We start from the raw sequence: 13,170 nt of genomic DNA on the forward strand, positions 1-13,170 counted from the left end.
TGGCTCCGGGATAGCCTGCCGGGCGAAGCGGAACAAGCGTCACGCGACCAGCGCGTCCAGCCGGGCGGCGCAGATGAAGTCGTTTTCGGTCAGCCCGCCCGCGGCATGGGTGGTGAAGGTCACGTCGCAATAGCCATAGCCGAAGGTGATGTCGGGATGGTGGCCCTGCTTGTTGCCCAGCCAGGCGGCCAGGTTGGCCATCTCGACCGCCTTCAGAAAGCCCTTGAACTCGAAATGCCGCCGGATCGACGACGCGTCCCCGGACAGGCGCCAACCTTCAAGCCCGGCCAGCATCCCTTCCGCCTCGTCGCGCCCCATGGCCGATGTGCCGCCCTCGCAGGGCTTGCAGGTTCTTTTCGCCAGATCGGTCATCGCCGCCTCCTTTCTCACAACAAGGGAGACGCAAGTGCCAGCAGATTGTTCCGCAGCCGGCGCAGAAGTCCCCAGCCGCGCACTTCGTCCAGCGTGATCTCGCGCGAGCGTTCGGCATAGCTTCGCTGGCGCTCGTCGATCCTGCCGACGAAGCCACGGTCGAAGATCGCCATGTTGACCTCGTAATTCAGTTCGAAGCTGCGTCGGTCCAGGTTGGCGCTGCCGACCATGGCCATGCGCCCGTCGATGGTCATGATCTTGGAATGCAGAAGACCGCCCTGGAACAAATGCAGCTTCACGCCAGCTGCCAGCAGCCCGTAATAGAAGCCTTCGCTGGTGGCGCCCACGATCAGGGAATCGTTGCGGGCGGGCAGCATCATCACCACCTCGACGCCACGCCGCGCCGCCGCCCGGATGGCTGCATCCAGCGCCGCGTCGGGCACGTAATAGGGCGTCGTGATCACCACCCGGTCGCGCGCCGCATGAAGCATCGCCGACAGACAATCCGAAATGCTGCCCGCGCGCCGGTCCGGTCCCGTGGCCACGATCTGAAGATCGATGCCCGGATCGCCCGCGGCGGGCACGACCGGCAGCATGTCGCCCAGGTCGCGGCCGGTATAGCTCATCCAGTCGCCCAGAAAGACCGACTGCAATTGCCGCACGATCGGCCCCTCCACCTGCATCAGCACGTCGATCCAGGGCGCGAAGCGCGGCTTGATCGCAAAGGCCATGTCGGCGCAATTGCGGCTGCCGGTGAAGGCGATCTTGTTGTCCACGACCAGAATCTTGCGGTGATTGCGCAGATCCAGCCTGCGAAACAGGATGCTGACGAAGGGCAGGCCCCAGGGAAAGGCGGTGACGCATTCGGCCCCGGCCTCGGACATCTCGCGCCATGCCTCGGACCGGACCAGCCCGCGCGAGCCCAGGGCATCCACGATCACCCGGCAGGCGACGCCGCGGCGGGCTGCGCGGGCAACCGCGTCGGCCACCTTGCGCCCGCTGAGATCGGGCAGCCAGATGTAGAACAGGATATGGACATGATCCTGCGCCCGGTCGATGGCAGAGACCAGGACGTCGATCGCGTCGTCGCTTTCCTCCAGCAGCGCGACCCGGTTGCCGCCCAGAACCGGCATCCCGCCCACCGCCTCGTTCGCGGCGGCGACGGGGCGGGCGAAATTCGGCGGTTCGGCCAGCAGGCTGGGCGTCTGGCTGCGCAGGCCCGTCAGCCGGTCGCGCACATCGGCCATCCGCTGCACCTCCGCGTGGTTCATCCTGACCTCGCCGAACAGCAGATAGGCCGCGATCCCGACAAGCGGAACGGCCTCGATCACCATGATCCATGCCAGCCGCACCGACGGGTCCAGCCGCGGCCGGATCAGAACCCGCCCGATGAAGGCCAGGGTGATCGTCGCATAGAGAACAAGAAGGAACGAAGCCCACATGCGGCGCATCATTCCTGCCCCGCCGGGCAATTGCAATTCCCCCCCGCGCGGCCTATCTGGGGCGCTGAACCAGCCAAGGTGGACCCCGAATGAACTGGATCAGCAATTACGTTCGTCCGCGTATCAATTCGCTGTTCTCCCGCCGCGAAGTGCCCGAGAACCTGTGGACCAAGTGCCCCGAATGCGGGACCATGCTGTTTCACCGCGAACTCGGCGACAATCTGTTTGTCTGCACCAGTTGCGATCACCACATGGCGATCACGCCCCGCGACCGCTTTGGCGCGCTGTTCGACGGCGGCGCCTTCGTCGAGGTCAAGGTGCCCGAACCGACCGCCGATCCGCTGCAATTCCGCGATCAGAAGAAATATCCCGACCGGATGCGCGCGGCGCAGAAGGCCACCGGCGAGAAAGAGGCGATGCTGGTCGCCGAGGGCGAGATCGGCCGCACCCCGATCGTGGCGGCAGCCCAGGATTTCAGTTTCATGGCGGGGTCGATGGGGATGTATGTCGGCAACGCCATCATCGCCGCCGCCGAAAGGGCGGTGAAGCTGAAACGACCGCTGGTGCTGTTCTCGGCGGCGGGCGGCGCGCGGATGCAGGAAGGCATCCTGTCGCTGATGCAGATGCCGCGCACCACCGTCGCGGTGGAAATGCTGCGCGAGGCGCGGCTGCCCTATGTCGTGGTGCTGACCCATCCGACCACGGGCGGCGTCACCGCCTCCTATGCGATGCTGGGCGATGTGCAGATCGCCGAACCCAATGCGCTGATCTGCTTTGCCGGCCCGCGCGTGATCGAGCAGACCATCCGCGAAAAGCTGCCCGAGGGATTCCAGCGCGCCGAATATCTGCTGGAACACGGAATGCTGGATCGCGTCACCCACCGCAAGCGGATGCGCGACGAACTGATCTCGATCCTGCGGATGTTGTCGGGGATGCCCGCCCCGACCAAGGCCGATCTGCCGCCGCCCGCCCCGGCCGAAACGCCCGTGCTGACCGCTTCGGAACCCGCCGGGGCGGTCAAATCCGGCGGCTGAGCCCTTTCTCCGTGTCCCAGTACCCCGGGGGTCCGGGGGCTGGCCCCCGGTGCGTGCGACCATGAATCATTCCGACGCCATTCTCGATCGCCTCCTGTCGCTGCACCCCAAGGTGATCGACCTGTCGCTGGACCGGATGTGGCGTCTGCTCGCGGCACTGGATCACCCGGAACGCCGCATCCCGCCGGTGATCCACATCGCCGGAACCAACGGCAAGGGCTCGACCCTGGCGATGATCCGCGCCGGGCTCGAGGCCGGGGGCGCGCGAGTCCATGCCTATACCTCGCCGCATCTGGCGCGGTTCCACGAACGCATCCGGCTGGCGGGCGATCTGATCGGCGAGCCTGACCTGGCCGCCGCCCTGCGCGAATGCGAGGCGGCGAATGACGGCCAGCCGATCACCTTCTTCGAGATCACGACAGCCGCCGCCTTCCTGGCCTTTTCGCGGACGCGCGCCGATTACACGCTGCTCGAGGTCGGCCTTGGCGGCAGGCTGGACGCCACCAACGTGATCGCCAGGCCGCAGCTGACGGTCATCACACCGGTCAGCATCGACCACACGCAATACCTGGGCGACACGCTGGATCTGATCGCCGCCGAGAAGGCAGGCATCATCAAGCCCCGCATCCCCTGCGTTACCGGCCCCCAGCCCGATCCTGCGCTGCGCGTGATCGAATCCCGCGCCTCGGGCCTGACCGCGCCGCTTTTCGCCCATGGCCAGCACTGGATGATCGCGCGGGACCGCGACGGGATGGTCTATCAGGACGATCACGGGCTTTGGGATCTGCCGGTTCCGAACCTGATCGGACCACACCAGATTCAGAACGCGGGCACCGCCCTGGCCGCCCTGCGTCAACTGGGCGCGACCGATGCCCAGGCGCTGGCCGCCGTCACCCGCGCCGAATGGCCCGCCCGGATGCAGCGCCTGACCCGCGGCCCGCTGGTCGAGGCGGCAGGCCCCGAGGCCGAACTCTGGCTGGATGGCGGTCATAATCCGGCGGGCGCCGAGGCGCTGGCGCAGACGCTGGCGGCACTGCCGCCGCGGCCGACGCATCTGGTCTGCGGGATGCTGAACACCAAGGATGTCGCAGGCTACATGCGGCCGCTTTCCGGCCATGCCGAAAGCCTGACCGCCATCGACATTCCCGGCGAGGCGAACACCCTGCCCGCCGCGGAAACCGCGCGGATCGCGCGCGAAGCGGGACTGGAGGCGGCAACCGCCGCCGATGCGAAGGACGCCATCGCCCGGATCGCCGCTGCCCGGCCACGGGCGCGGATCCTGATCTGCGGATCATTGTATCTGGCCGGGCGGGTTCTTGTGCAGAACGGCTGAGCCGGCCGCGCTCGGCGCCGGCGGATGGCACGGCCCGGTCGAAACCCTGACATCCGGGGACGCCCGATGGAAAGTTTTTTCACCGGCCGGACGGTCGTGAAGACGCTGTCTCCGGTCGAGTAGCCGGAATTGCTGAAGTGCCTTCCGGATCCGGCGACCGGTCGGGAGCCCGATGATCGCGGCACGCCCCTTCATCCGGCATCGCGACCACAGCCGGATGCAGACGATCCGAAGTCTGCCGGGCTGCTAGGCCGAAACCCGGCCCCAGCCGGCATCCTGCATCTCGCGCAGGCGGCTGGCCGTGCGTTCGAATTCGAAGCTGCCCTCGCCTTCGTTATACAATTGCTCGGGCGCGTCGGCGGCACTGGCGATCAGTCGCACGCGGGCCTCGTAGATCGCGTCGATCAGCGTCACGAAGCGCTTGGCCTCGTTATAGTTCGAAGCGGACAGATGCGGAATTCCGTCCATCATCAGCACCTCGATCCGGCGGGCCAGTTCCAGATAATCCGCTGCGCCCAGGGGCTTGCCGCAAAGCGACCAGAAATCAGACCGCGCGACCTTGCCCGCGAGGGCCGGAATCTGGAACCGCCGGCTTTTCATCTGGATCTCGCCCGGTTCGGGCGCGGCAGCGTCGGTCAGGTCGCGCCAGATCGCGTCCATCCGACTGCGCGCCTCGGCATCGGCGGGACAGAACCAGACCGGCCCGCCGGTCGTGCGGCCCTGGCGGTAATCGGTGTCGCTGTCCAGGCAGACCACCTCCATCCGCTTGCGGATCAGGTCGATGAAAGGCAGGAAAAGCTGTCGGTTCAACCCGTGCTTGTAGAGATCCTCGGGCACCCGGTTCGAGGTGGTCACGACCGCCACACCCTGATCGAACAGCAGTTGAAACAGTCGTCCGACGATCATCGCATCGGCGATATCGGTGATCTGCATCTCGTCGAAACACAACAGCCGGACCTCGCGCGCAACCTGCATTGCGACCGGGCGCACCGCGTCCTGATCGGCGCGCTTGCGCGCCTCGTTCAATCCATCCTGGATCTCTTGCATGAACTGGTGGAAATGAACGCGGCGGCTGCGTTCGGGCGCCGCCTCGGCGATCAGGTCCATCAGCATCGACTTGCCGCGCCCGACGCCGCCCCACAGATAAAGCCCCGTCGCGCCCGGCCGCGCCGCCTGCTGCGGATGGCCCACGCCCAGAAAGGCGCGCCAGGCCGATTTCGGCCGGCTTGGGGCGGCGCCGGCGTCGCCCAGATCGGCCAGAACCCGATCCAGATGCGGCAGCACGGCCTCTTGCGCGGGATCGGGTCTCAGCCGCCCCTCCGCCACGCGCTGCCGGTAAAGATCGCTGACCTTGCCCATTCCAGCCTGCACCTGCCACATTGCCGGATCGCGCCGCAAGGCCCTTCTTGACCGTGATCTGCCGCCATGGCACGCATTCCGCGCTGCTGCCAAGGATCTGCGCATGAACCATCCGCGCCCTGACACGATCGCCGGCCGACCGGTCCTGTTCGTGATGGCGGCCGAGGCCGAATACGGGTCGGCGCTGAGATCGCGCATCGCTCCGCTGATCACCGGAGTCGGTCCGGTCGAAAGCGCGGTCCGCCTGACCGCCGCGCTGGCCGCGATGACGAACAGGCCGTGCCTGATCGTGTCGCTGGGTTCGGCCGGGTCGGCGCGTCTGCCGCAAGCGGGATTGTATCAGGTCAGCGGCGTCGCCTATCGCGACATGGATGCCTCGCCCCTGGGATTTCAGCGCGGCTGCACGCCGTTCGCGGACCTGCCCGCCCGTCTCGACCTGCCCCTGCGCATCCCCGGCCTGCCCGAGGCCAGCCTTTCGACCGGCGGCAATATCGTCAGCGGCGGCGCCTATGAAAGCATCGCCGAGGACATGGTGGACATGGAAACCTTCGCCCATCTGCGCGCGGCCCAGCATTTCGATATTCCGCTGATCGGCCTGCGCGGGATTTCGGACGGAGCACAGGAATTGCGGCACCTGACGGACTGGACGCAATATCTGCATCTCATCGACGCGAAACTGGCCGGCGCCGTGGACAGGCTGGAGCGCGCGCTGTCCGGGGGCGCGCTGAGGCTCTGAGCCGCCGCCTTGTCCTCGTCCGCCCCCGGGCCTAGACCGGGGCCGGGAAAATCGGCCGGGAACGAGCAGACATGGCACGCCGCGCGAAGATCATCGAGGACCGTCCAACCAGCAGACGGGTGGGCGCGCTCGGCGCCCTGTGGCCCTTTGTCCGGCCCTATCGGGGGCAATTGGCGGTGGCGCTGGCGGCGCTGGTCCTGACCTCGGCCATCAGCCTGGTCCTGCCCCTGGCGGTGCGCCGCGTTGTGGACAATTTCGACGACGGCGCGGGTCTGCTGGACCAGTATTTCGGCGCCGCGCTGGCCATCGTCGCGCTGCTGGCCCTGGGCACGGCGGCCCGTTATTTCTTCGTCACCAGACTGGGCGAACGGGTCGTGGCCGATCTGCGCAAGGCGGTCTTTGCCCGTGTCGTCACCCTCAGCCCCGGCTTTTTCGAGCGCGTGATGACGGGCGAGATCCTGTCGCGGATCACCACCGACACGACGCTGATCCAGTCGGTGATCGGTTCGTCCCTGTCGATCGCGCTGCGCAACATGCTGATCCTCGCGGGGGGGATGGCGATGCTGGCTTTCACCTCGGTCAAGCTGATGGGGCTGGTCTTGCTGATCGTGCCCGCGATCCTGATCCCGATCATCGTCCTGGGCCGTCGGTTGCGCACCCTCTCGCGCGCCAATCAGGACTGGATCGCGTCCTCGTCCGGCACCGCCTCCGAGACCCTGCTGGCGGCGCAGACGGTGCAGGCCTTCACCCATGAATCGCGCAGCATCGCGCAGTTCGACGGCGTGACCGAACAATCCTATGACGTGGCGCTGACCCGAATTCGCACCCGCGCGCTGATGACCGCCATCGTGATCTTCCTGATCTTCGCCGGCGTGATCGGCGTGTTGTGGGTCGGCGCGCGCGACGTGCGCCAGGGCGTGATGACCGCCGGGCAACTGGTGCAGTTCGTCATCTATGCCATCCTCGTGGCCAGCTCCACCGGCGCGCTGTCGGAAATCTGGGGCGAATTGCAGCGCGCCGCCGGCGCGACCGAGCGTCTGGCCGAATTGCTGGGCGCCCATGATGCGCTGACCGATCCCGCCAGCCCCGTGCCCCTTCCGCGCCCGGTCAAGGGTCGGATCGCGCTGGAGGGGGTGGGTTTCCACTATCCGACGCGGCCCGATGTCTCGGCGCTTGACGGGGTGGACCTGACCATCCGGCCGGGCGAGACGGTGGCGCTGGTCGGCCCGTCGGGGGCGGGCAAGACCACGGTGATCCAGTTGATCCAGCGGTTCTGGGATCCCGGCACGGGCCGGGTCACGCTGGACGGGATCGACCTGCGGGACATGCGCCGCGACGATTTCCGCAAAAGCATGGCGCTGGTTCCGCAAGAGCCGGTGATCTTCGCCGCCTCGGTGCTGGACAACATCCGCCTCGGTCGTCCCGAGGCCGGCCCGGCAGAGGTCGAATCGGCCGCCCGCGCCGCCCATGCCCACGACTTCATCGCCGCGCTGCCGGACGGCTATGACACGCCGCTTGGCGAACGCGGCGTGATGCTGTCGGGCGGTCAGCGTCAGCGGGTCGCCATCGCCCGCGCCATCCTGCGCGACGCAGCCGTGCTGCTGCTGGACGAGGCGACGAGCGCGCTGGACGCCGAATCCGAATCGTTGGTTCAGGCGGCAGTCAACGATCTTGCGCAGGGCCGCACCACCATCGTCATCGCCCACCGGCTGGCCACGGTGAAAAAAGCCGATCGGATCATCGTCTTCGATCGCGGCCGCATCGTGGCCGAAGGCAGCCACGAAGCCCTGGTCACGCAAGGCGGCCTCTATGCCCGGCTGGCACGAATGCAGTTTACCGAAGGCAGCGTCGCAGCCCCCGCCGAGGAAGAGCCGGCCTAGTTGCGCGGCGCGGCATAGACCGCGGCCCAGAAGCGCGTCTTGCCATCCGCCGCGATGGCCTGGCCGATGCCGTAGTCGCGCACCTGCGGAATCAGGATGTTGCGCAGGTGGCCCTGCGAATTGTTCCATTCGCCAAGCACGCGGGGCAGATCGAACGGGCCCGCCGCGATATTCTCGGCCGTCAGCATCGGCGCATAGCCGCGCGCCTTCACGCGCGGACCGGGCCCCGTGGTCGTGCTGCCGACATGGGTCATGCGACCGCGCTTGGCCATGTCGCAGGCATGTTGTGCAGCGACTTCGGCCAGCAGCATGTTCGCGCGAACCGGAGGCAGATCCGAACGCCCACGGATGCCGTTCGTCGCTTCGGCGCCCGCCCGGTTCTGGGCCTGCGATGTGGCGGGACAGGTGGCCTTGCCCGGCGCCGTGGCCTGCACATCGGTGGGATCGCCGCCCTTCGGAGACGGCGTTCCCCCGGCACAGGCGGCCAGCGTCAGGGTCGCGGTCAGAAGCGCGGTCATCGTCGTTCGGGCAGTCATCGTCTCGCAAACTTTCCCTGGCAATCGTCCCTCGGGTCTGGATGATCCCATCCCGGTTTTCAACCAATGGTTGCAGAAAAGCCGCAGCCGGGCAATCTTTTGCCACCAGCGCGGCGCGCCCGGCGCGGGATCCCGCGCATTCGACGCGGCCGTGACGCGGCGTTTCGGCGCAACCGGCCGCTTGCGACCCTTGCCCCGCCCGGCGCCCTTGTCGCATCCTGTCACCCGAGGGCGGCGCAAGGTGATGCGCCGGAAGGGAGAGGTGAAGCATGGGCCGATTCGGTACCTACGAGGATCGCGACAGGCTGGAGGCGGAAATGGCCTACGAGGCCCGCGATCTGCCCGTCACGATCCATGATTTCCTCTCGCGCACAGCCAAGGCGCATCCCGACCGGCCGGCGATCAGCTTTCAGCTTCTTGCCGGTCCGCGCGATCCCGCGACGACGCTGACATGGCAGGATCTGCTGGAGCGCGTGACCGAGACCGCCAATCTCTTTCGCAAGCTGGGCATCGGGCCGACCGATACGGTCGCCTATCTTCTGCCCAATTCGATCGAGACGCCGGTCGTGCTGCTGGCCGGGGCCACGGCCGGGATCGTGAACCCGATCAACCCGTTGCTGGACGCCAAACAGATCGCGGGGATCCTGCGCGAGACCCGCGCCAGGGTTCTGGTGACGCTGAAATCCTTTCCCAGAACCGATGTGGCGCAGAAGGCCGCCGAAGCCGTGGCCGAGGCGCCGGGCGTCACCCATATCATCGAGATCGACCTCAGGCGCCACCTGCGCGGCCCGAAACGATTCCTGGTTCCGCTGCTTCGGCCACGGGTCCGGAAACGCCACAAGGCCAGGGTTCTGGACTTCGAAGCCGCGGCCAGCGCCGAAAGGCACACCAGGCTGGATTTCGAGGATATTCCGAAGGATCGCATCGCCGCCTATTTCCATACCGGCGGCACCACCGGCACGCCGAAGGTCGCCCAGCACAGTTATCGCGGCATGATCTACAACGGCTGGCTGGGCGGCGCGCTGCTGTTTGACGAAACCGACGTGCTGATGTGCCCGCTGCCGATGTTTCACGTCTTCGCCGCCTATCCCGTGCTGATGTCCTGCATCGCATCGGGGGCGCATGTGGTCATGCCCACCCCCGCCGGCTATCGCGGCGAAGGCGTGTTCGACAATTTCTGGAAGCTGATCGAACGCTGGCAGGCAACGTTCCTGATCACCGTTCCGACCGCCATCTCGGCGCTGATGCAGCGTCCGGTGGATGCCGATGTCAGCAGCCTGAAGACCGCCATCTCGGGCTCGGCCCCGCTGCCGATGGAACTGTATAACCGCTTCAAATCCGCCACCGGGGTCGAGATTTCCGAAGGCTACGGCCTGACCGAGGCGACCTGCCTGGTCAGTTGCAACCCGGTGGACGGCATGAAGAAGGTCGGCTCGGTCGGGATACCCCTGCCCTATACCCATGTCCGCATCCTGAACCACGACGACGCGGGGCGCGTGCATGAATGCGCCACCGACGAGGTGGGCGAGATCTGCGTGGCCAATCCCGGCGTCCTGCCCGGATCGACCTATACCGAAGCCGACAAGAACCATGACCTTTTCGCCGAGGATCGGTATCTGCGCACTGGCGATCTGGGGCGGCTGGACAGCGACGGTTATCTGTGGATCACCGGCAGGGCGAAGGATCTGATCATTCGTGGCGGCCACAATATCGACCCGGCCGAGATCGAGGACGCGCTGCTGTCCCATCCCGCCGTGGCCTTTGCCGGCGCCATCGGCCAGCCCGACGCCTTCGCCGGCGAACTGCCTTGCGTCTATGTCGAACTGGTCGCCGATGCCCAGACATCGGTCGATGACCTGATGGATCACGCGCGCCGGAACATCCACGAACGCGCCGCGGCACCGAAATACGTCGAAATCCTGCCGGAACTGCCCAAGACGGCGGTCGGCAAGATCTTCAAGCCGGAATTGCGCAAGCTGGCGATCACGCGGGTTTATGACGCGGCGCTGGACGGCACCGGCTGTCATGTCATCGAGGTGATCGACGACAAGAAGCGCGGTCTGGTGGCGCGGCTGTCCCGCGCGGCACGCCCAGACGAGGATGTGGTGGCCCACAAGCTGGGCGAATTCACCCGGCCCTGGGAATGGGCCGATTGAGACGCGGCCCGCAGATACCGGGACGCCCCTCTGCCCGCTTTGCGGCAGGCCGATCCCGCCGGATGTGCCGCAAAGCCGCCATCACCTGATCCCCAAGCTGCGCGGCGGCAAGGGCGGCCCGACCGTGCTGCTGCATCAGGTCTGCCATTCGACCATTCACAAGACCCTGAGCGAAACCGACCTCGCGCGGCGCTATGACAGCGTGGATGCCCTGCGCGCCCATCCCGATCTGGCGCGGTTCTTTGCCTGGGTGGCGAAACGCCCCCCCGGCTGGAAGGGCAAGGTGCGCTAGTCGCCCGCGACGTTCAGGACGATCTTGCCGATATGGTCGCTGCTTTCCATGCGCCTGTGCGCCTGGGCGGCGTCAGCCAGGTCGAATTCGCTGTCGATGGTGACGGCGACCGCGCCGCTGGCGATCATCGGCCACAGCTTCTTGCGGACCTGGTCGGCGATCTCGGCCTTGGCGGTGTCGGATTGCGGACGCAGGGTCGATCCGGTCATCGTCAGCCGCTTGACCATGACCTGCGCAAAGTTCAGCTCGACCTTGGGGCCTTCCAGAAAGGCGATCATCACCAGCCGCCCGTCCTGCGCCAGCGTCGTCACATTGCGCGGGATATAGCTGCCGCCCACCATGTCGAGGATCAGATCAACGCCGCCGTCGGGCGACAGCCGCTTCACGAAATCCTCGGTCCGGTAATTGATGGCGGTGGCGCCGAGCGCCTCGATGGCGGCGCATTTCTCATCGCTGCCGGCGGTGGCAAAGACACGCGCGCCCAGAGCCCGCGCGATCTGGATCGCCATCATGCCGATGCCCGACGTGCCGCCATGGACCAGAAACCGCTCGCCTCCGCGCAGACCGCCGCGCTGGACCACGTTCGACCAGACGGTGAAGGCGGTTTCGGGCAGGCAGGCGGCCTCGCGCAGGGACAGGCCGTGGGGGATGCGCAGGGCATGATCGGCGTGGCACAGCGCATATTCCGCATAGCCGCCGCCGGGCAGCAGGGCGCAGACCTTTTCGCCTTTCTTCCAGCGGGTGACGCCGGCGCCCATGCCCACGATCTCGCCCGAGCATTCAAGGCCCGGCAGATCGGATGCGTCCGGCGGCGGCGCATAGCTGCCCTGCCGCTGCAAGACATCGGGGCGGTTCACCCCGGCATAGGCGATGCGGATCAGGATCTGGTCGTGGCGCGGCACCGGAACCGGTCGGCGGGTCGTCTTCAACTGGTCGGCATCGCCGGCGGCGGCGATCTTTACCGCGTTCATCGCATCGGGAAACATCATTGGTCCTTTGTTGTCATGTCACGGCCGAGTGCGGCCCGGCAGGTCGCGGGGCCGAGGCGCACGGATCCAGCCGAAGGCCAGGTCGGTCACCGCCTGCGCGCCGGGCAGCTTCTTCAGCCTCGCCTTGGCGCCTTCGATCCGCATCACGCCGTCGATGCGGCGGTCGATGAAGGCGCGGGTCTCGGCGCCATCGTCGGAGGCGTCGCCCAGCCAGAACAGGGCCGAGGCGCTGATCACCGCCGACAGGGTGGCGCGCTTGGAATACCAGTTCACATCGTCCGATGTGTCGCCGAGCCCGGTCCAGATCATGTCCGCCGTCTCCCAGACCAGCCGCGCGGCCAGCCCGGCATTCTGCGGCAGGGCCAGCACCGCCGCGCCCGCGCGCACCAGATCCGGCTGAACCAGCGACAGCCGGTGCCAGACGGCCTCGGCCACCCGGTCGCGAAAGCGGCCCTCGGGCGGGGTCCGGGCCAGCCAGTCGCGCAATTGCTGATCGGCGCGGCGGTGATAGGCAGCGGCAAGGCCCGCGCCGCCCTGGGGAAAATGCACCCGCGCCATGGCCTCGGTCATGCCGATGTCGCGCGCGCCCGCGACCAGGGCGCGGTCATTCATCCCCTCGAAGGGAACGTGGCTCAGCGCGGCCTCGAGCAGCGCATCGCGTTCGGTCTGCATCGCGGGCTCCTTTCTGTGGACAAGCGCCCCGGCAGTTGATAAGGGGGCGTTTCCTGCAATCTTGCAACTCTAACCTAGGAAGGTGGTGACAACCACATGCAGGTCAATGTTCGCGACAACAATGTCGAACAGGCGCTTCGTGCGCTGAAGAAGAAACTTCAGCGCGAAGGTGTCTTCCGCGAGATGAAGCTTCGGCAGCATTTCGAGAAGCCGTCGGTCAAGAAAGCCCGTGAACGGGCCGAGGCCGTCCGCCGCGCCCGCAAGCTGGCCCGTAAAAAGGCACAGCGCGAAGGCGCGCTGTAAGACAGCCGCGACACGCGACATCACGAACCCCCGCCCCGGCGGGGGTTTCTTTTCTTCCTCGCGACC

General features: G+C 67.2%; 13 protein-coding genes. 7 read left to right on the forward strand and 6 right to left on the reverse strand.

All coding sequences use genetic code 11. The features are described 5' to 3' along the window. Positions 1-39 precede the first annotated feature (39 nt). Positions 40-372, reverse strand: a complete 333-nt coding sequence (locus tag B4L36_RS04540; protein ID WP_292953020.1) for a 4a-hydroxytetrahydrobiopterin dehydratase — start codon at positions 370-372, stop codon at positions 40-42. 14 nt (positions 373-386) lie between these two features. Then, entirely contained in the window at positions 387-1,814 is a 1,428-nt protein-coding gene (cls, locus tag B4L36_RS04545; protein WP_292953022.1) for a cardiolipin synthase, read from the reverse strand. 89 nt (positions 1,815-1,903) lie between these two features. Between cls and accD the strand changes: the two genes are divergently transcribed. Then, positions 1,904-2,848 (forward strand): acetyl-CoA carboxylase, carboxyltransferase subunit beta, encoded by a 945-nt coding sequence (gene accD / locus B4L36_RS04550; protein WP_292953025.1) that lies wholly within the window; start codon positions 1,904-1,906, stop codon positions 2,846-2,848. 61 nt (positions 2,849-2,909) lie between these two features. Beyond that, positions 2,910-4,181, forward strand: a complete 1,272-nt coding sequence (locus tag B4L36_RS04555; protein WP_292953028.1) for a bifunctional folylpolyglutamate synthase/dihydrofolate synthase — start codon at positions 2,910-2,912, stop codon at positions 4,179-4,181. Positions 4,182-4,427: 246 nt separating this feature from the next. Here the strand turns inward: B4L36_RS04555 and zapE are convergent, their stop codons facing one another. After that, entirely contained in the window at positions 4,428-5,540 is a 1,113-nt protein-coding gene (zapE, locus tag B4L36_RS04560; protein ID WP_292953031.1) for a cell division protein ZapE, read from the reverse strand. 103 nt (positions 5,541-5,643) lie between these two features. Here zapE and B4L36_RS04565 point away from each other — a divergent pair, with 103 nt between their 5' ends. Further along, positions 5,644-6,276 (forward strand): 5'-methylthioadenosine/S-adenosylhomocysteine nucleosidase, encoded by a 633-nt coding sequence (locus B4L36_RS04565; protein ID WP_292953034.1) that lies wholly within the window; start codon positions 5,644-5,646, stop codon positions 6,274-6,276. A gap of 71 nt (positions 6,277-6,347) precedes the next feature. After that, the gene (locus B4L36_RS04570; protein WP_292953037.1) at positions 6,348-8,156 is read left to right on the forward strand and encodes an ABC transporter transmembrane domain-containing protein; all 1,809 of its coding nucleotides are present in this window, start codon (positions 6,348-6,350) and stop codon (positions 8,154-8,156) included. Here B4L36_RS04570 and B4L36_RS04575 read toward each other — a convergent pair. Next, positions 8,153-8,674 (reverse strand): CAP domain-containing protein, encoded by a 522-nt coding sequence (locus B4L36_RS04575; RefSeq protein WP_292953040.1) that lies wholly within the window; start codon positions 8,672-8,674, stop codon positions 8,153-8,155. The two genes, B4L36_RS04570 and B4L36_RS04575, sit on opposite strands and share 4 nt — an antisense overlap. 287 nt (positions 8,675-8,961) lie before the next feature. On the opposite strand from B4L36_RS04575, the gene B4L36_RS04580 reads away from it, so the two are divergent. Beyond that, positions 8,962-10,848, forward strand: a complete 1,887-nt coding sequence (locus B4L36_RS04580) for an acyl-CoA synthetase (protein WP_292953043.1) — start codon at positions 8,962-8,964, stop codon at positions 10,846-10,848. After that, the gene (locus B4L36_RS04585) at positions 10,844-11,140 is read left to right on the forward strand and encodes an HNH endonuclease (protein WP_414692136.1); all 297 of its coding nucleotides are present in this window, start codon (positions 10,844-10,846) and stop codon (positions 11,138-11,140) included. The genes B4L36_RS04580 and B4L36_RS04585 overlap by 5 nt, the downstream gene beginning before the upstream one ends. Here the strand turns inward: B4L36_RS04585 and B4L36_RS04590 are convergent. Both B4L36_RS04590 and B4L36_RS04595 read right to left on the reverse strand, forming a co-directional pair. Further along, positions 11,137-12,129, reverse strand: a complete 993-nt coding sequence (locus B4L36_RS04590) for an NAD(P)H-quinone oxidoreductase (protein WP_292953049.1) — start codon at positions 12,127-12,129, stop codon at positions 11,137-11,139. The two genes, B4L36_RS04585 and B4L36_RS04590, sit on opposite strands and share 4 nt — an antisense overlap. A gap of 18 nt (positions 12,130-12,147) precedes the next feature. Then, positions 12,148-12,801 carry a COQ9 family protein gene (locus B4L36_RS04595; protein WP_292953052.1) on the reverse strand — a complete coding sequence of 218 codons (654 nt, stop codon included), beginning with the start codon at positions 12,799-12,801 and terminating at the stop codon, positions 12,148-12,150. Positions 12,802-12,897: 96 nt separating this feature from the next. Between B4L36_RS04595 and rpsU the strand changes: the two genes are divergently transcribed. Then, positions 12,898-13,104: a 30S ribosomal protein S21 gene (gene rpsU, locus B4L36_RS04600; protein ID WP_292953055.1), complete on the forward strand. Its 207-nt coding sequence runs from the start codon at positions 12,898-12,900 to the stop codon at positions 13,102-13,104. Positions 13,105-13,170: the final 66 nt, after the last annotated feature.

It is taken from the genome of Paracoccus sp. UBA889 (assembly GCA_002294185.1).
GTDB lineage: Bacteria > Pseudomonadota > Alphaproteobacteria > Rhodobacterales > Rhodobacteraceae > Paracoccus.

Bases quoted from the DNA above. Each gene is read 5' to 3' on its own strand.
- B4L36_RS04540 (WP_292953020.1), bottom strand. From the start codon at position 372: ATGACCGATCTGGCGAAAAGAACCTGCAAGCCCTGCGAGGGCGGCACA.
- cls (WP_292953022.1), bottom strand. From the start codon at position 1,814: ATGTGGGCTTCGTTCCTTCTTGTTCTCTATGCGACGATCACCCTGGCC.
- accD (WP_292953025.1), top strand. From the start codon at position 1,904: ATGAACTGGATCAGCAATTACGTTCGTCCGCGTATCAATTCGCTGTTC.
- B4L36_RS04555 (WP_292953028.1), top strand. From the start codon at position 2,910: ATGAATCATTCCGACGCCATTCTCGATCGCCTCCTGTCGCTGCACCCC.
- zapE (WP_292953031.1), bottom strand. From the start codon at position 5,540: ATGGGCAAGGTCAGCGATCTTTACCGGCAGCGCGTGGCGGAGGGGCGG.
- B4L36_RS04565 (WP_292953034.1), top strand. From the start codon at position 5,644: ATGAACCATCCGCGCCCTGACACGATCGCCGGCCGACCGGTCCTGTTC.
- B4L36_RS04570 (WP_292953037.1), top strand. From the start codon at position 6,348: ATGGCACGCCGCGCGAAGATCATCGAGGACCGTCCAACCAGCAGACGG.
- B4L36_RS04575 (WP_292953040.1), bottom strand. From the start codon at position 8,674: ATGACCGCGCTTCTGACCGCGACCCTGACGCTGGCCGCCTGTGCCGGG.
- B4L36_RS04580 (WP_292953043.1), top strand. From the start codon at position 8,962: ATGGGCCGATTCGGTACCTACGAGGATCGCGACAGGCTGGAGGCGGAA.
- B4L36_RS04590 (WP_292953049.1), bottom strand. From the start codon at position 12,129: ATGATGTTTCCCGATGCGATGAACGCGGTAAAGATCGCCGCCGCCGGC.
- B4L36_RS04595 (WP_292953052.1), bottom strand. From the start codon at position 12,801: ATGCAGACCGAACGCGATGCGCTGCTCGAGGCCGCGCTGAGCCACGTT.
- rpsU (WP_292953055.1), top strand. From the start codon at position 12,898: ATGCAGGTCAATGTTCGCGACAACAATGTCGAACAGGCGCTTCGTGCG.